Here is a 17,674-nt window from a genome sequence, read left to right as displayed (position 1 = left end):
CAAAAACGTTGGACATATTGGACAGGTATCTATAAACGTTGATTTAACAATGTTTGTAGTATGTTTAAAACTCTAAATGCTGACAAAAGGTTGGACACCTCTATATAAAAGGTTGGACAGGTGTCCAGTGATGTCCAAGTAGGTGTCCAAGTGATTGTCAGAAAAAAAGTAAAACAGTACCTTCAAAACCTATATATATCAATGTTTTAAGAGTAGTGTCCAAACTGTCCAAGTATTTGTAAGTTGTTGATGCTCGAAAAAAAGTGAGAGTGAAAAAAATCAACTTAATTAGAGATAAACCTCAAAAATAAAAAATAAAATTAATAGAAAGGAATATAATATGGATAAATTTTTTCAAATAGAAATGAGTAACAATAAAGCAGTCATTAGTATTTATGGCGATATTGTCAATGAAAGCTATGAGTATTCAAATGAAACTAGTGCTTTAGATATAAAAAATGAATTGGAGCAGATGCAAAATATTAATGAAATTGAGGTACGCATTCAAAGTTACGGTGGCAGTGTGTTTAGTGGTATAGCCATTTATAACATGCTAAAAAACCACAAAGCGTTTGTAACAGTCCATATAGATGGAGTAGCTTGTAGCATTGCGACAGTAATTGCAATGGCAGGAGATAAAATCATCATGCCCCAAAACAGTATGATGATGATCCATAATCCAATGTTAGGCGTTTCTTATGGTAACGCAAAAGAATTAAGAAAAGTAGCAGATGATTTGGATAAGATACGTGAAAGTATTTTATCGTCATATCTAAACAAATCTGCAGGAAAGATTAATAAAAATCTGTTAATTGATTTGATGGATAAAGAAACATGGCTTTCTGCTGATGAATGCTTTAAGTATGGGCTAACTGATGAAGTAACACAAGCCACTGATATGGTGGCAAAATTTAAACAATCGGACGTAGTTAATAAATTGCAACACAATCCAATAAAATTTGAAGAAAAGAAAGAGGATGACAAAATGGTATTAACATTAAATCAAAACGTAAAGAGTGCAGAAGAAATAAAAAATGAAATGATGGAGTTTGTTAATAAGCATAAAGACTTATCAGAAAATCAATTAATGGCTGACTACCCTTATTATAAGGAATTGAAAGACCAATACCAAAACGCTTTGGAAAAAGAAGAAATAAAACGATTAGAGGAAGAAAATTTTAAAAATCAACAAACTCAAAATAATATTAGTAATAAATTGGATCAGCAACATTTTTATAAAGATGGTGAAAAAGTTCAAATCCTTACACCAGATCAACAGTTTAAAACAACTCAAAGCAGTTACGAGCGTAAAGAGTTTTCTAATATGAGTATCGGTAAACTGGTTAAAGGTATGGCGACAGGTAAATGGGAGGGAGCAGATAAGGAGCAACAGGTTGTGGCAGCTAATAGAGATGGTAGTGGTGGAGTCTTAATTCCTGCACCATTATCAAATGAGTTAATTAATATGGTTCGTGCTCAATCTGTTTTAATGACAGCAGGAGCTAGAACAGTACCGATGGACTCAAGCACTTTAGTTTTTGCTAAACAGACAGGTGATATCAAACCACATTGGAAAGCAGAAGGAGAAAAGATTAATGAATCAGATGCAGACTTTGAACCAGTGAAGTTTGAAGCTAAGACGTTGGTTGGTATGTCTGACATTACTATTGAGTTGCTTGAAGATGCACTTAACATTGATGAAGTAGTGACTCAAAGCATTGTTAACTCATTGGCATTAGAGCTTGATAGAGCTGGCTTACTTGGTAAAGGTGATAAGATTGAACCTAAAGGAATCTATAACATTGCTGGTATTAACAAACAACCAGTAGGCAAAGAGCTAGAGAACTACAAGGAGTTCAGTAAGGCAGTGACTTCAATCCTTTCAGAGAACGGAACACCGAACGGAGTTATCTATTCACCAAGAACATACGGAGAGCTTGATGCACTGACAGACTCAAGCGGTCAACCATTGAACGCACCAAAGAGTTATGAGAACTTAACTCATAAGCTTACAACTACTCAAGTGCCTAACAACTTAGGGACAGATAAGAACGGAAGCTTTGCTATCATTGGTGACTTCACTAAGCTTTGGTACGGAGTTAGAACTGGTGTAACTATTGAAGTGACACGAGTAGCAGGTGATGCCTTCAGTAACTTGAAGTTTAAAATTAGAGCTTACCTACGTGCAGATGTGCAGACAGTACATGAACCACACTTCGTTATCCTAGATGATATCAAGTAATAGTAATGATTAAACATGTGTAGTTTATGCATATTTGTTCCTATATATAGAATAAATATTATTATTATAAAAATACCTAACGATGTAAGAGAGAGGTGTCCTTGTTCCATGAGGATATCTCTTTTTGTTGATGTAACAAGCTTTATAAGTACCCCCACCTAAAAAGTTTGATTAAAAATTGTCAAACGGGATACCGGTGGATGGGGGCAACTCCGCAAATGCGACAAAGATTTCCGCACTACCCCCCCCTACCTCATTTTAATTAATTTGATATAATGTTTTTTGAGGTGATATGTAAGATGAAAATGTTAGGTGAGGTTTTTACTTTCTTAGGTGGTGCTAGTTTTATCATTCTTTTAATAAAAATATATTTAGATTATAAAAAGAAAGATGTTCTTCAGAAGAAGCAATATGAATTAGAAAAAGAATTGTCAAATATAAAAACTAAACAAGACAGCGTGTTATTTATGACTAACAAACAGTACGAAAAAGAATTTGAATTATTCGTTGAATTATTAGAATTGCTAGGAGATTTTATATTGGATTTTAATGCTGTCGCCCCTAAAATAGAGAAAGTTGTTAGAAATGAAAAAGAAGAGAAGGAGGAGTTCTCAGATAGATTAGAAAAAGTTAGAATTTCTAGAAATAGGTTAGTTAAATTTATAACTAAATATGGAGCTTTGATGCCAGAAAATGTTGATGATATAATTAGCAATATTATTGAAACAAATGATCAAAGAAATTTTTATGTTGATCAGCATTTTGTTTTAAGGCTTATAGATATGAATGATGATAATTATAAATATATATTTGAAACAAGTTTAGATGAAGTTCACGATAGATATGATGATGTTAAGGAAGAAATAAAAATTTACTTAGGTAATTTAAAAGTAATTAATAATTAAAAAACCTACCTGATTTTTTCAGATAGGTCATGCCCCAAAGCTAAGTTTTTGACTACGATATTGACTACGGTTTGTTAGTAATCAATGATAATCAATGATTATTATTTTTTATAAAAGCCTATATTATCAACGTATTTAATGTTATAAGACAATGGTTGACCGTATATTTTTGAATATATTGAACAAGGGAAGATAGCTAAAAGAGATGAGGAAAAGGCTTAGTATCAAGCCTTTTTCTTATGCTCAAAATTCTTGTTTTTAAATTGAATGCCATATCGTCTAAAAAGCAATATATTTCTCAAAAAGTAATTATATAATGAATCAACCAAAAACTTACATTGATAGAAAAGCTTTGTATATTCCAATAATAGATCATGCTTTAAAAGAAGCAGAAGAAAGTGAGATATTAAATGATACATTACTAGCCTTTGGAGAAGAAGCTTATAAACAGTCTTTAAGGCTTCATGCTTATAATTGGATAGTGGAAGCACTGGACGGTAAAAAGCTACTGGACACATTAAAACATGGCTCTAGAGATGAGTCAGTAAGTTTAATCTTAGAACAAAGTAGAGATATAAACATATTAGAAACAGAAATCTATAATATAAAAAATGGTGGGCAAGATGAAATACTCAACGCCTTTTATGGAAACATCTCTAATGAAAAGATAGAACTGTTTGAGATAATCGAGGAATGTATAAAGTAGCTAATTATTTAAGTCACTGCATTAGTTTGTATTGGCTTTTAATTTATTTGAAAAGGGAAAATTGATTACAAAAGATAGCAGCGTTGTATCTTAATTATTAAATCATGCCCCGATTAAAATAGAAGGGGTATAGCAAGGTTTGTAATAGTTTTAGTATGATTATAAGGTTAAAACTAAGTCATCTCTAATAGCTATTATTTACTCTTTTAAGCTATGTTCTAAGTAATAGGTTTGAGAGAATAATATTCAATATATAGTTAAATTACTACTACTTTTTATTACATTTCTATGCAAAATTTAGCTTAAAAAGTATGCACACAAAACTAAAAAAGGTTGCACACAAAAATAGCGTTGCGTTTCATGTTGCGTTGCAGCGTTACAAAGCTACTTAAGAGTGAGTTTATAAATTAAATAATACTAATTTGATACATAGTTTGTATATTGATATACTGATGATTATATACGTAAATTAATTATTTTAAGGAGAAAACTTGTGAATAAACTAATGCAGAATCAAGTAGAGAGGCAAAATGTCTTAAATAATAGGTTTGCAATTAAGGAAGCTGAAAAACAATTCAATTTAAAAGGTATTGAAATGAATGGAATTGTTTACTATACTCGGCAACAAATAGCGGATTTTTTTGAAGTTGATATCAGAACAATAGAGCGTTTATCTAATGATAATAAAGAAGAGTTGGAAAAAAATGATTTAAAAGTACTACGAGGTAAAGAATTAAAAGAATTTAGAGAAAAAGCAAATAGACAAGCGACCGACATTGATGTCGGTCGCCTAGTAACAAATCTAAGCGTATCAAGCTTTCGTACGTTAATTAATTATGCTATGCTCTTGACAAACAGTGAAAAAGCTAGATCAGTAAGAAGTACGATTTTAGATATTGTTATAGATGTTATGAATTCAAAGGTTGGAGGAAATACAAAGTATATCAATCAAAGAGATGAAGATTATGTACAATCGGTATATATCAATGAAAATTACAGAAAAAAATATACGGATGCTTTAAATAATTATTTAGATATGGGAAATGTGAAATATGCTATATATACAGATAAAATTTATCAAAAAATATTTAAAGAGAGAGCCAGGGATTACAAAAAAATATTAAAATTAGAAAAAAATGATAGAGTTAGAGAAACAATGTACTCTGAAATTATTGATTTAGTTTCATCTTATGAAAATGGACTATCCGAAATGATGCAAGCTAAGTATATAGAAAAGGGTAATGTTAAACTAACATCCAGTGAATTAGACCAAATGATAGATGAATTTAGTACTATGCCTCTATGGGAACCTTTAATAAAAAAAGCAAGAATGAAGATGGCTAGTAGAGATTTTGCCTTTAGAAATGCAAAGCATTTACCTTTAGAAGAGTATATAGCGCCTATAGATGAAGGTGAATACGAACGGTTCATTGGAGAAAAAAGTATGGAATTAAGCAAACGATTAAGTATGATGCAAGATACATTTGATAGGCTCAAGGATAAATAATTATGACAGAAAAAAGAATAATTTATTTAAACGAAGAAATGGTTCAAGATATTTATTTAAAAACTATGGAAGTTAGTGAGAGTACTTATTCTGGTATTATCAATCCAGAAACTTTAGAAAGTGTATTGACTCAGATACAAAATGATTTATATTATCCAACATTTATAAGTAAGTTATCTCGGTTGTTTGTAGCAATTACTAAATTTCATTGCTTTCAAGATGGTAATAAAAGAAGTGCAATAGCATTATCAGTAGGATTCTTATTGTTTAATGGTTATAGTAACGTTCTTTCAGATTTTATTGATGTAACTGAAAATATAGTGGTACTTCTAGCAGCAAATGTTTTATCTGAGGAAGATTGTACAGATATAATTTGTGCAGTTATTGAAGGTAATTACAATGATGATGAAAGTTTAAAATTAATAATAATTAAAGCAATGGAAGATTATGAAGAAATGCAAAAAAGCTTTTTATAGTTAATGCAGATAATTATATGTGCCCACATAAATTAGATTTACTTTTGAATGTCATGTTGAATGCTATTCATATTAGAACTAATAACAATTAATGATATTTAATAGAAGTAAGTTAGTAGTTCACACTCTAATTTGCTTCTTTTTTATATCTGAAAATATAGCAATTTAGACTATATCGAACAAGGTAAAATAGCGAAAAGAGATTAACCAATACAATAATATAGAGAGACAGTAGTAAGGAAATCCGTTTCCTTACTACTTTTTTATAGATATGAGTTAGGTGTCTATTTATGTGTAACACCTAAAATGTTTCACATGAAACATCTTTTTTTACATCATATCCATTGTATTTTTTGTTTTTTTGCGTTAGAGTAGAGTTATCTGTGAAACATTTTTTGTTTCACAATAAGGAGTGTAGAGATGAAACCAGAAATTTTTAGACAAGAATTAGCTAAAATCGGTATCGAGTTATCAGAACAGCAAATGGCTCAGTTTAAAACTTACTACGAACTATTAGTTGAGTGGAACCAAAAAATCAATTTAACAGCGATTACAGAGTTAGAAGAAGTGTATTTAAAGCACTTTTATGATTCGATTACATTAGCAACAACTATTGATTTAAGCGCAACTGATTACTCATTGTGTGATGTTGGGGCAGGCGCAGGCTTTCCAAGTATTCCTTTAAAGATCGTTTACCCGAATTTAGAGGTTTCTATCGTCGATTCATTAAATAAACGCATTAAATTTTTAACGTTATTGGCTGAAGAGTTAGGCTTAGAAAATGTTCATTTATATCATGACCGAGCAGAGACATTTGGTCAAAATAAAGCTCATAGAGAGCATTATGATTTAGTGACAGCACGAGCTGTGGCTAGATTAAATGTATTATCTGAATTGTGTTTACCTTTGGTTAAAAAAGGCGGTCAATTTTTAGCGTTAAAAGCGGCTAAAAGTGAAGAAGAAGTTGTAGAAAGCAAGAAAGCCATTGCTATTTTAGGTGGTAAACTAGGTGAAGAGACAGAAGTGTCCTTGCCATTTAGTGAAGATAAACGCTACATTGTAGCTATTGATAAGAAAAAAGAGACGCCAAATAAATATCCAAGAAAACCAGGAACACCTAATAAGAAACCTTTAATGTAAAAGACATGTTAAGGAAAGTAATGGAGGAAAGATAATGGCACGGGTAATATCAGTTGCAAACCAAAAAGGTGGTGTTGGTAAAACAACCACTACTGTCAATTTAGGCGCTTGTTTAGCAGATGCAGGCAAACGCGTTTTACTAATCGATATGGATGCTCAAGGAAACGCGACAAGTGGGATTGGGATAAAAAAATCAGATGTAGAACAAGATATTTATGATGTATTAGTGAATGAAGTTCCTATTAAAGAAGTCATTCAACAAACTGCTAGAGAAAGACTAGAAATCGCACCAGCAACGATTCAATTATCAGGTGCTGAAATTGAGTTAACTTCAATGATGGCTAGAGAATCACGTTTAAAATTAGCTTTAAAAGAAGTAATCGATGAATATGATTATGTGTTAATTGATTGCCCACCGTCTTTAGGGCATTTAACAATTAACTCATTCTCTGCCAGTGATTCCATTTTAATTCCTGTGCAGTGTGAGTACTACGCTTTAGAGGGATTAAGTCAGTTACTTAATACAATCCGCTTAGTTCAAAAACATTTTAATGCAGATCTTCGCATTGAAGGTGTGTTATTAACTATGTATGATGCAAGAACTAATTTAGGTTCTGAAGTGGTTGAAGAAGTCAGAAAATACTTTAGAGAACGTGTGTATGATACGATTATTCCAAGAAATGTCAGACTGTCAGAAGCTCCAAGTCATGGTCAATCGATTATTGACTATGATCCAAAATCAAAAGGTGCAGAGAATTATCATGCCTTAGCGAAGGAAGTGATGAATCGTGAGCAAGACTAATAAAGGGTTAGGTCGAGGCATTGATGCCTTATTTAAAGATTTTTCAGAAATTGAAGAAGTAGATGAGAAAAAAGACACAGTCATGGAGATCCCTTTAAGTGACTTACGTCCAAATCCATATCAACCAAGAAAAACCTTTGATGAACATGCTTTAAAAGAATTATCAGAGTCGATTCGCCAGTCAGGTGTATTCCAACCTATTATCGTTAGAAAATCAACGATTAAAGGTTATGAAATCATTGCAGGTGAACGTCGTTTTAGAGCATCAAAACTAGCAGGTAAAGAAACAGTCCCTGCAATCGTTAGAGAATTTGATGAAGCTCGTATGATGCAAATTGCTGTCTTAGAAAACTTACAGCGGGAAGATTTAAGCCCAATGGAAGAAGCAGAAGCCTATGAAATGTTAATGAAGAATTTAAAGTTAACGCAAGTAGAATTATCTGAGCAATTAGGTAAGAGTCGTCCTTATATTGCAAACTACTTAAGACTATTAACATTGCCTCAAGTGGTTAAAGATTTAGTGCAAAAAGAGCAACTATCTATGGGGCAAGCTAGAACATTATTAGGGTTAAAAGATGAAAAAGACATTATTCCATTAGCCAATCGTGTGTTAAAAGAAGGATTAACTGTGCGTCAGTTGGAACAAATTGTTTCAGAAATGAATGATAAACAACTAAAACCTGCTAAAAAAGCGAAAAAACAAACACCAAAACCTTACTATATTAGAGCAAGTGAAGATCGTTTGACGGATAAGTTCGGTACAAGTGTGGCCATTCAAGAAAAAAATGGCAAAGGTAAAATTGAAATTGAATACTTATCTCAATCTGATTTAACTCGTATTCTTGATATACTTGAGATTAAATTTGATGATTAAAACAGTTAAAGTATCTCAAAAAGAGTCAACCTTTTGAGATACTTCTGTTTTCGTTTAGGTGGAAATTTATTTTCTATTACACCAACAAGAGATAGGCATTTTGTGTTAAGATATACGTTGTGAATTATAAGAATTAGGAGGGCGTCTTTATGTATGATTTAGGCGACATTGTTGAAATGAAAAAGCCCCACGCTTGCCAAACTAATAGGTGGGAAATTATTCGAATGGGCATGGACATCAAGATTAAATGTGTCAACTGTCAACATATTGTGATGATGCCTAGAAAAGAATTTGCTAAAAAAATGAAAAAAGTGTTAGAGAAAAAAAGCGAAGATAACTAAAAAGAAAGAGTGATAAATAAATGGCTTTAACAGCAGGAATTGTCGGTTTACCAAACGTTGGTAAATCAACTTTGTTTAATGCAATTACAAAAGCAGGAGTAGAAGCTGCTAACTACCCATTTGCAACGATTGATCCAAACGTTGGAATGGTTGAAGTACCAGATTATCGTTTAGATGAATTAACTAAATTAGTAAAACCTAAAAAAACAGTCCCAGCAACGTTTGAATTTACAGATATTGCAGGAATTGTTAAGGGTGCTAGTAAAGGTGAAGGTTTAGGAAATAAATTCTTAAGTAATATTCGTCAAGTAGATGCGATTTGTCATGTGGTTAGATGTTTTGATGATGAAAACATTACTCACGTAGAAGGTCGTGTGAATCCTTTAGAAGATATTGAAATCATCAACTTAGAATTAATTTTTGCTGACTTAGAATCAGTTGATAAACGTATGACTCGTGTAGCAAAAATTGCTAAAACGAAAGACAAAGAAGCAGTTGCTGAATTAGCAGTATTAGAAAAAATCAAACCTGTATTAGAAGCAGGAAAATCAGCAAGAACCATTGAGTTTTCTGACGATGAATTACCAATTGTTAAAGGGTTATTCTTATTAACAACTAAACCAGTTCTTTATGTAGCTAACGTTGCTGAGGACGAAGTGGCAGATGAAGAAGGTAATGATTACGTACAACAAGTTAAAACATTTGCAGCAACAGAAAACGCTGAAGTAATTACAGTTTGTGCTCGTGCAGAAGAAGAAATTGCTGAGTTAGATGATGAAGATAAAGCTGACTTTTTAGAAGCATTAGGAATTGAAGAATCAGGCTTAGATAAATTAATTCGCGCCGCTTATCATTTATTAGGTTTAGCGACTTATTTTACAGCAGGTGAGCAAGAAGTAAGAGCGTGGACTTTTAAAAATGGAATGAAGGCACCTGAATGTGCAGGGGTCATCCATACAGACTTTGAACGTGGCTTTATTCGTGCAGAGACTGTTTCTTATGCTGATTTAAAAGAGCATGGTAGTATGCCAGCCGCTAAAGAAGCTGGTCGTGTGCGTTTAGAAGGTAAAGAGTACATCGTTAAAGACGGCGACGTTATGTTGTTTAGATTTAACGTCTAAAAAAGAAAATAAAGGTGAGACAAGTGGAAGAAACAAGAGAAGAACTACAACAAAAAGTGGCTCAAAATCGTGAGTTAATGACTCAATTAACCAAAAAAAATGACCAATTTATTTTTGATATCAACAAAGCTCTTTCAACAAGTGATATTGCTGAAGAGAAAAAAGTAGTGGCTTTAAACGACTTATTGACTCAATTAGTTGAAGGACAAAAAACTGGTATAACAGCTAAACAATTGTTTGGAACACCAACTGAAGCCGCAGAAAGTATCCTTAATGCGCCAGAACCATTACGTGAAATGACTTTTGGAACGATTATGTTAGATAATTTCTTAATGCTATTTACTTTCTTAGCCGTGTTAACATCATTATTTACCATGATGTCTAAAACAGGAGCAAGTAGCCAAGGGATTTTATCATTAGTCTTAGGTGGGTTATCAGGAGCGTTATCATTCTACCTGATTTACCGTTATATCTATATCTATGATGAGCCAGGTGCTGATCAAAGTAAACGTCCAGGCGTATTAAAAACAGGTTTAATTATGGCTGTGAGTTTCTTGCCATGGTTCTTAATTTTTGGTGTATCTGTATTCTTACCACCATCAATCAACCCAGTTTTAGACCCAATGATTACGATTGCTTTAGGAGCAGGTACATTTGGTTTACGTTACTGGTTGAAGAAAAAATACAATTTCCAAGGAACGATGTTTATGCGTCGTTAATATCATAATTAACAAGATGAGAAAAAATAACTTAATGCTTAGATTCTAAGAGTTAGGTAAGTTTTTTCCCATCTTGTTTTCTTTATAACCTTAATTGATTGACGAAAGTCTTTTTTTTTGATATGTTTGTAAACAAAACAAAAATAAGGGAGTGCTATTTTCTAATGACAAATTGGGAATCAAAATTTGCAAAAAAAGGTTTTACATTTGATGATGTGTTATTAATTCCAGCCGAAAGCCATGTGTTACCAAATGATGTGGACTTATCAGTGGAACTTGCACCGAATTTAAAACTAAATATTCCAATTATGAGTGCAAGTATGGATACTGTTACAGACAGTAAAATGGCGATTGCAATGGCAAGACAAGGTGGATTAGGGGTTATTCACAAAAACATGTCGATTGAAGAGCAAGCTGATGAAGTAAGAAAGGTAAAACGTTCTGAAAGTGGCGTTATCATTGACCCATTCTTCTTAACACCAGAAAGTTTAGTAGCTGAGGCTGAAAACTTAATGGGAACTTACCGTATTAGTGGTGTTCCAATCGTTGAGACATTAGAAAATAGAAAATTAGTTGGTATTTTAACTAACCGTGATTTGAGATTTATCTCTGATTACCAACAACCAATTTCAGGCGTGATGACAAAAGAAGACTTGGTAACCGCACCAGTGGGGACTTCTTTGAAAGATGCTGAAAACATTCTACAAAAACATAAAATTGAAAAATTACCTCTTGTTGATGACGAAGGTAAATTAAGTGGTTTAATTACTATTAAAGATATTGAAAAAGTAATCGAATTCCCAAATGCCGCAAAAGATGAGCACGGACGTTTATTAGCAGCAGCAGCTGTTGGTGTAACAAGTGATACATTTGAGCGAGCTGAAGCTTTAATTGAAGCAGGAGTAGATGCTTTAATTATTGATACAGCTCATGGACATAGTGCTGGCGTTATTCGTAAAATTAAAGAAATTCGCGAAACATTTCAAGATGTTGTTATCATTGCTGGTAACATCGCAACAGCTGAAGGAGCAAGAGCTCTTTATGATGTAGGTGTAGACGTGGTTAAAGTGGGAATTGGTCCTGGATCAATTTGTACAACACGTGTAGTCGCTGGTGTTGGGGTACCTCAATTAACAGCTATTTATGACGCAGCTAGTGTGGCACGTGAGTATGGTAAAGCGATTATTGCTGATGGTGGTATTAAATATTCAGGAGATATCGTTAAAGCTCTTGCAGCTGGTGGACATGTAGTAATGCTTGGTTCTATGTTAGCTGGTACAGATGAGTCACCAGGTGAATTTGAAATCTTCCAAGGACGTCGTTTCAAAACTTACCGTGGTATGGGATCTCTTGGCGCTATGGCTAAAGGTTCAAGTGACCGTTACTTCCAAAGCTCAGTCAATGAAGCTAATAAATTAGTTCCAGAAGGTATTGAAGGACGTGTTGCCTACAAAGGTAGTGCTCAAGATATCGTCTTCCAAATGATTGGTGGACTTCGTGCAGGTATGGGGTATGTTGGCGCAGGTAACTTAAAAGAGTTACGTGACAACGCTCAATTTGTTCAAATGAGTGGAGCAGGTTTACGTGAATCTCATCCTCATGACGTTCAAATTACAAAAGAAGCACCAAACTATTCAATCGAATCTTAAAAACAATAAAAAATCATCTGTCGCTATGTAGTGACAGATGATTTTTTATTATTTAGTAATAGTAGTTAACCCACCCATGTAAGGAACAAGTACTTCAGGAATAGTAACACTACCATCTTCATTTTGATAGTTTTCTAAAATAGCAGCTACTGTACGACCAACAGCAAGTCCAGAACCATTTAATGTATGAACATAATCTGTTTTACCTTCTTCGTTACGGAAACGAATTTTAGCACGTCTTGCTTGGAAGTCTTCACAGTTTGAACAAGAGCTGATTTCACGGTAAGTATCTTGAGCTGGAATCCAAACTTCAATGTCATAAGTTTTTGCAGCAGAGAAGCCCATATCTCCTGTACAAAGAGTAATAGTACGGTATGGTAAATTCAATTTTTGTAAAATAGCTTCAGCGTTTGCGGTCATTTTTTCTAACTCATCATAAGAAGTTTCCGGATGACTTAGTTTAACCATCTCTACTTTATTGAATTGGTGAAGGCGAATTAACCCACGAGTGTCACGCCCTGCACTACCAGCTTCAGATCTGAATGATGGACTTAGAGCAGTGAAATAAACAGGTAATTGCTCATTGTTTAAAATTTCATCACGGTAGTAGTTTGTTAATGGTACTTCAGCTGTTGGAATTAATGTATAGTTGCTATCTTCAATTTGGAAGACATCTTCTTTAAATTTAGGAAATTGTCCTGTCCCAAACATAGAAGCTTCATTAACGATATAAGGTGTCATCATTTCAATATAGCCATGCTCATAAACATGAGTATCTAACATTAAGTTGTAGATAGCTCTTTCTAAGCGAGCACCTAAGCCTTTATAGAAGACAAAACGGCTACCAGAAACTTTAGCTCCACGTTCAAAATCTAAAATACCTAAATCTTCAGCAATTTCCCAATGAGGTTTTGGCTCAAAGGTAAATGTTTTAGGTGTTTCCCAACGTCTAACTTCTACATTATCTTCCTCATCTGCTCCAACTGGTACATCAGCATGAGGTAAGTTAGGTAATGTATGAGAGATTGTTTGGAGTTTTTCATCAATGACACGAATTTCTTCGTCTAATCCTTTGATTGTTTCCCCAACTTCTTTCATTTCATTGATTTTATCATCAGCATTTTCTTTGTTGCGTTTCAAAGTAGCGATTTCTTGAGACACGTCATTACGTGTTTTTTTAAGAGTTTCTACTTTAACTAAATGGTTACGTCTTTCTTGATCAAGAGCGACAAAATCATTAAGAACCTCTTCGTTTACCCCACGAGTCATTAATTTTTCTTTGACCGTATCAAAATTTGTTCGAATAAATTTTACATCTAACATATGTCTTCCTCCTTATTAATAATGAAAATAAAAAACCTCTCAACCCCAAAAATCCATTCAGATTTTTGGGGCGAGAGGTTGAATTTCGCGGTACCACCCAGATTTGCACAGTTTCGTGCCTTCATTGACTATTGTTAACGGAGTTTGTTTTCCGGTGTAACTTAATCATTGTTTTCGTTACACGTCTTTAGAAAGTGGATTCCTTAATTACTGTGCTAACTTTCACCAACCGTTAGCTCTCTAAAACAGTAGAGATTAAGTACTAATCTTTCGACACTTATTATTAGCTAGAGTATAGCTATTTTTTTTGTATCTGTCAAATCAAGTCTAATTAAGCTTTTCCTGAGATGAGATACCAAGCTTGTAAGAAGATATTGTCTTTTTCTAGGTTATTTTTTAAGGTCACGGGAACATAGTTCTTTTGTTTATCCTCAGGCGTTAAGTAGCCTAGAGTATCACTTTTGTTCGTTACATACTGGTGAGCGATTACTGTTTTTTTACTCATAGGTGCTTTTATTTTTCCTGATGAGCTGACTTGTTTGGTTGTTAGATCTAGAGTCATCTCAATAGTGTCTTCAGGATGAGTCCAAACAGTGACATCTTGACTAAGAGCTAAGTCGGCTTTTTTGTATTTTGAGCCTTTAACATCAACGGTAGGTACAGTTGGTGCCTCACCTTTAGTCATAAGGGTTTTATGTTGCCAAGTACTATTAACATAATTAATCATACGAGTTGTCTCGTCAAATCGATTGTATTCTTTGTCATCAACACCCATAACAACCGTAATTAAGCGCGTGTTATCTTGTTTAAGAGTACCGATAAAGCAAGCGCCAGCAACAGGAGATGTTCCTGTTTTAAGTCCGTCCACGCCTTTCATAAAGTAATCATATCCAGGTAACATGTTATTAGAATTCCAGATAGTTAACGGGTCTTTGCTATTTTCAAAAAGAGTCATACTAGGTAGAGAAGTAAAGTTTAGTACTTCTGGGTAATCCTCCAGAAGATGGCGAGCAACAATGGCAATATCTTTAGCGCTCATCATATTTTCGTCTAGTTTTTTTGTCTGGCCGTAATAGGGTGCTTGAATATACTCGTTGCTAAGACCTGATGCAGAGACTAAAAGGGCATCGTGAATGTCCCACTCATCTAGTTTGTCGTACATCATTTGAACAAAGGCAACCTCAGAACCTGCTACATACTCAGCTAAAGCTGATGTGAGAGAGTTAGCAGAACTAATAAGAGAAGCAGCTAAGGCGTCTTCCACTGTGTAAGCATGCTCTTTCTCAATAGGAATGTTAGATAAGTCAGGGTCTTGACTAAGTTTAACTAAGTAGTCACTAATAGGTAACGGATCACTTAGAGAAATAGTTCCTAACTCGATTTGTTCATAAATTAAATAAGCTGATAGAAGTTTGGTCATTGAGGCAATTCCTAGTACCTCATCACCATTTTGATTGTAAAGTATTTTTCCAGAGTTAGCATCAACGACAAGAGCCGCTTTAGCATTGACTGAAAAAGCATTACTTTTTGCTTGAACTTGAAAAGGTGCTATTAATAAAAAAATAATGGCAATAAAGCAAGCAATCCTTCTCAGATGGCGCGTGGTATGTTTCATAAAAAAGAATCCTTTCAGTTGTATCTTTTTATCCTATATAGAATTTAACAAAAAAAAAGAATCTAGGCAAACGACTAGATTCTTTAATTGTTAGAATGATTAGGCTGCTCAAGAGGTAGATGGATAATAAAAGAAGTCCAACCTTTTTCTGATGTAGCATAAATTTGACCATGATGAAGATCCACAATACTTTGGGTGATAGCTAAGCCAAGACCTGTCCCACCAGTTTGTTGAGAACGTGACTCCTCTACACGGTAAAAGCGATCGAATAATAGATCTAGGGATTTTTTAGGGATTTCCTTGCCATCGTTCTTGACGGTTATAATAACTTCATTCTCTTTTTTCTCGGAAATGACAATAATTTGTGTTCCGTCTGTTCCATATTTAATAGCATTAGATAAGAGGTTATCAAAGACTCGAACCAATTTCTCTGTGTCTCCTGACATAAGTAGAGAAGGAGGAGACGGTTCAAAATCGATAGTAACTTCTTTTTTTTGAGCATCTAATTCAAAATCTACGACTACTTGGGCAATTAGTTGTTGCATGTCAAACGTCACTAGATTGATGGGTGTGTTTGATTGCCTTACTTTAGTATACTCAAATAAATCATCAACTAAGAGTTTCATTTGTTTAGATTTTAAGTAAGCTGTGTGGGTGTATTTGAGCAATTCTTCTTCACTAGAATATTGCCTTTCTTCTATTAAACCCAGATAACCGATGATAGAAGTTAACGGGGTTCGAATATCATGACTAACATTAGTGATCAGCTCATCTTTTGATTGTTCGATGCGACGTTCTTCTTCAATAGCTTCTACTGTACTATCTACTAAAGCGTTAATACTTCGAATGAGCTTACCTAAGTCCCCACCTAAATCAAATGGAATACGATGATCATAATGACCACTAGAGATATAATGGAGTTCACTAATGATATGACGTTGCTGCATTTGTTTGTAACGACGAATTAATCGCCAGTAAAGAATAGCAATATCAAGTACTGCCATTAAAGCAAAAATAGGTTTTTTCCAAATCATCGCTCTAGGGCTATAAAAAGCATCATAGATAGAGGGCATGAAACGATTGGTAAAACTTTCAAGGGATACACTAGTTTGAATTATTTGGACAAGAATCATATACATAGCAAGGTTAAGGAGAATTAATAGAATGATTGTTACCAAACCTTCTATTAAGAGCTCACTTTTTTCCTTTGATGTGAGACGAATACGATTATAGGTTTGAGACTTATCCTTCGATTTTATAGCCAACACCCCAAACTGTTTGGATGACCTTTTCGCCATTTGTTGCTTCTTCAATTTTATCTCTCAAATGACTTACATGTACCATAACTGTTTTGGCAGAAACAAGGCTTTCTTGTTGCCAGACACGCTCGAAAATTTCATCAGCACTAAACACGCGATTCGGATGGCTAGCTAATAAATAAAGAATACCAAATTCTAAAGCAGTTAATTGAATACTAATTCCTTTATCAGTGACTACTTCATGAGAATCTTTTTTGATAACTAAAGGACCAATCTCTAATACGTCAGGCACTTCACTTTTGATTTGCATATTAGTACGGCGTAGTAAGGATTTGACACGAGCCATAATTTCTAGTGGATTAAAAGGCTTAGTTACATAATCATCAGCACCAGCAATTAGACCTTGAATTTTATCCATATCAGTTGTTTTGGCTGTTAACATAATGATTGGAATTTGCGATTCTTTACGTAGTTCTTTAACAACTTCCATCCCATCCATCTTAGGCATCATAATATCTAAGATCATTAAATTTATATCAGGATTTGTTGCGATTTTGCTTAAAGCTTCTTTACCATCATAGGCTTTGATGACATCGTAGCCTTCATTTTTGACATAAATGCTTAATAACTCAACAATTTCTTTATCGTCATCAACAACAAGTATCTTCATAACATATTTCCTCCACTTCAATTATTATAGTTCTATTGTACCAAATATTTAAAAACAAAAAATACATTTAAAAAGATGTTTACAAATAATTTAAAAAGTAGTATATTACTATGTGTTGCCAGTGATGGCGAAAATAATAAAAAAACATTAAAAAAAATGTTGACAATTAATATTGAGACATGTTATTATTTTGAAGTTGCTTCAAGAGAAGAAGTAACAAACATCAACACAAAAAAATAATAAAAAACTTGTTGACAAACATTAACGAGTTTGATATTATTAAAAAGTTGTTACGGCAACAAAGAAATAGATCTTTGAAAACTGA

General features: G+C 33.6%; 16 protein-coding genes and 1 other annotated feature. Of the genes, 12 read left to right on the top strand and 4 right to left on the bottom strand.

From position 1 onward, the window contains the following. The first annotated feature begins 340 nt into the window (after positions 1-340). The 12 genes from DOK76_RS00675 to guaB all read left to right on the top strand — a co-directional run bounded on the left by DOK76_RS00675 (position 341) and on the right by guaB (position 12,482). Positions 341-2,242 (top strand): head maturation protease, ClpP-related, encoded by a 1,902-nt coding sequence (locus DOK76_RS00675; protein WP_206964195.1) that lies wholly within the window; start codon positions 341-343, stop codon positions 2,240-2,242. 299 nt (positions 2,243-2,541) lie between these two features. Next, on the top strand, positions 2,542-3,147 hold the full coding sequence (locus DOK76_RS00670) for a hypothetical protein (RefSeq protein ID WP_206964194.1): 606 nt from the start codon (positions 2,542-2,544) through the stop codon (positions 3,145-3,147). A 316-nt stretch (positions 3,148-3,463) separates the two neighbouring features. Further along, entirely contained in the window at positions 3,464-3,853 is a 390-nt protein-coding gene (locus DOK76_RS00665) for a hypothetical protein (RefSeq protein WP_206964192.1), read from the top strand. 493 nt (positions 3,854-4,346) lie between these two features. Further along, the gene (locus DOK76_RS00660) at positions 4,347-5,360 is read left to right on the top strand and encodes a DNA-binding protein (RefSeq protein WP_206964190.1); all 1,014 of its coding nucleotides are present in this window, start codon (positions 4,347-4,349) and stop codon (positions 5,358-5,360) included. Positions 5,361-5,362: 2 nt separating this feature from the next. Beyond that, positions 5,363-5,836, top strand: a complete 474-nt coding sequence (locus DOK76_RS00655; protein WP_206964189.1) for a type II toxin-antitoxin system death-on-curing family toxin — start codon at positions 5,363-5,365, stop codon at positions 5,834-5,836. Positions 5,837-6,256: 420 nt separating this feature from the next. Then, positions 6,257-6,976 carry a 16S rRNA (guanine(527)-N(7))-methyltransferase RsmG gene (rsmG, locus tag DOK76_RS00650; RefSeq protein ID WP_206964188.1) on the top strand — a complete coding sequence of 240 codons (720 nt, stop codon included), beginning with the start codon at positions 6,257-6,259 and terminating at the stop codon, positions 6,974-6,976. 34 nt (positions 6,977-7,010) lie between these two features. Then, positions 7,011-7,778 carry a ParA family protein gene (locus DOK76_RS00645; protein ID WP_206964187.1) on the top strand — a complete coding sequence of 256 codons (768 nt, stop codon included), beginning with the start codon at positions 7,011-7,013 and terminating at the stop codon, positions 7,776-7,778. Beyond that, positions 7,765-8,652 carry a ParB/RepB/Spo0J family partition protein gene (locus DOK76_RS00640; RefSeq protein ID WP_370590060.1) on the top strand — a complete coding sequence of 296 codons (888 nt, stop codon included), beginning with the start codon at positions 7,765-7,767 and terminating at the stop codon, positions 8,650-8,652. The genes DOK76_RS00645 and DOK76_RS00640 overlap by 14 nt, the downstream gene beginning before the upstream one ends. Before the next feature lie 149 nt (positions 8,653-8,801). After that, positions 8,802-8,993 (top strand): DUF951 domain-containing protein, encoded by a 192-nt coding sequence (locus DOK76_RS00635; protein WP_206964186.1) that lies wholly within the window; start codon positions 8,802-8,804, stop codon positions 8,991-8,993. Between the two features lie 20 nt (positions 8,994-9,013). Next, entirely contained in the window at positions 9,014-10,114 is a 1,101-nt protein-coding gene (gene ychF, locus DOK76_RS00630) for a redox-regulated ATPase YchF (protein ID WP_206964185.1), read from the top strand. Between the two features lie 23 nt (positions 10,115-10,137). Further along, the gene (locus DOK76_RS00625) at positions 10,138-10,833 is read left to right on the top strand and encodes a DUF1129 domain-containing protein (protein WP_206964184.1); all 696 of its coding nucleotides are present in this window, start codon (positions 10,138-10,140) and stop codon (positions 10,831-10,833) included. 164 nt (positions 10,834-10,997) lie between these two features. Continuing rightward, positions 10,998-12,482, top strand: a complete 1,485-nt coding sequence (gene guaB, locus DOK76_RS00620; RefSeq protein WP_206964183.1) for an IMP dehydrogenase — start codon at positions 10,998-11,000, stop codon at positions 12,480-12,482. Between the two features lie 48 nt (positions 12,483-12,530). Here the strand turns inward: guaB and serS are convergent, their stop codons facing one another. The 4 genes from serS to croR form a co-directional block, all read right to left on the bottom strand. Next, positions 12,531-13,805, bottom strand: coding sequence for a serine--tRNA ligase (gene serS / locus DOK76_RS00615; protein ID WP_206964182.1), 1,275 nt, complete (start codon positions 13,803-13,805; stop codon positions 12,531-12,533). 63 nt (positions 13,806-13,868) lie between these two features. Beyond that, positions 13,869-14,089: a binding site (T-box leader), on the bottom strand. 47 nt (positions 14,090-14,136) lie between these two features. Then, complete coding sequence (locus DOK76_RS00610) at positions 14,137-15,420, bottom strand: serine hydrolase (protein ID WP_206964180.1); 1,284 nt, start codon at positions 15,418-15,420, stop codon at positions 14,137-14,139. 83 nt (positions 15,421-15,503) lie between these two features. Then, on the bottom strand, positions 15,504-16,718 hold the full coding sequence (locus tag DOK76_RS00605; protein ID WP_206964178.1) for a sensor histidine kinase: 1,215 nt from the start codon (positions 16,716-16,718) through the stop codon (positions 15,504-15,506). Next, positions 16,663-17,349, bottom strand: coding sequence for a response regulator transcription factor CroR (gene croR, locus DOK76_RS00600; RefSeq protein WP_206964176.1), 687 nt, complete (start codon positions 17,347-17,349; stop codon positions 16,663-16,665). The genes DOK76_RS00605 and croR overlap by 56 nt, the downstream gene beginning before the upstream one ends. Positions 17,350-17,674 lie beyond the last annotated feature (325 nt).

The organism is Candidatus Vagococcus giribetii (assembly GCF_017316185.1).
GTDB lineage: Bacteria > Bacillota > Bacilli > Lactobacillales > Vagococcaceae > Vagococcus > Vagococcus giribetii.
This window is presented reverse-complemented; position numbering and strand designations above follow the sequence as displayed.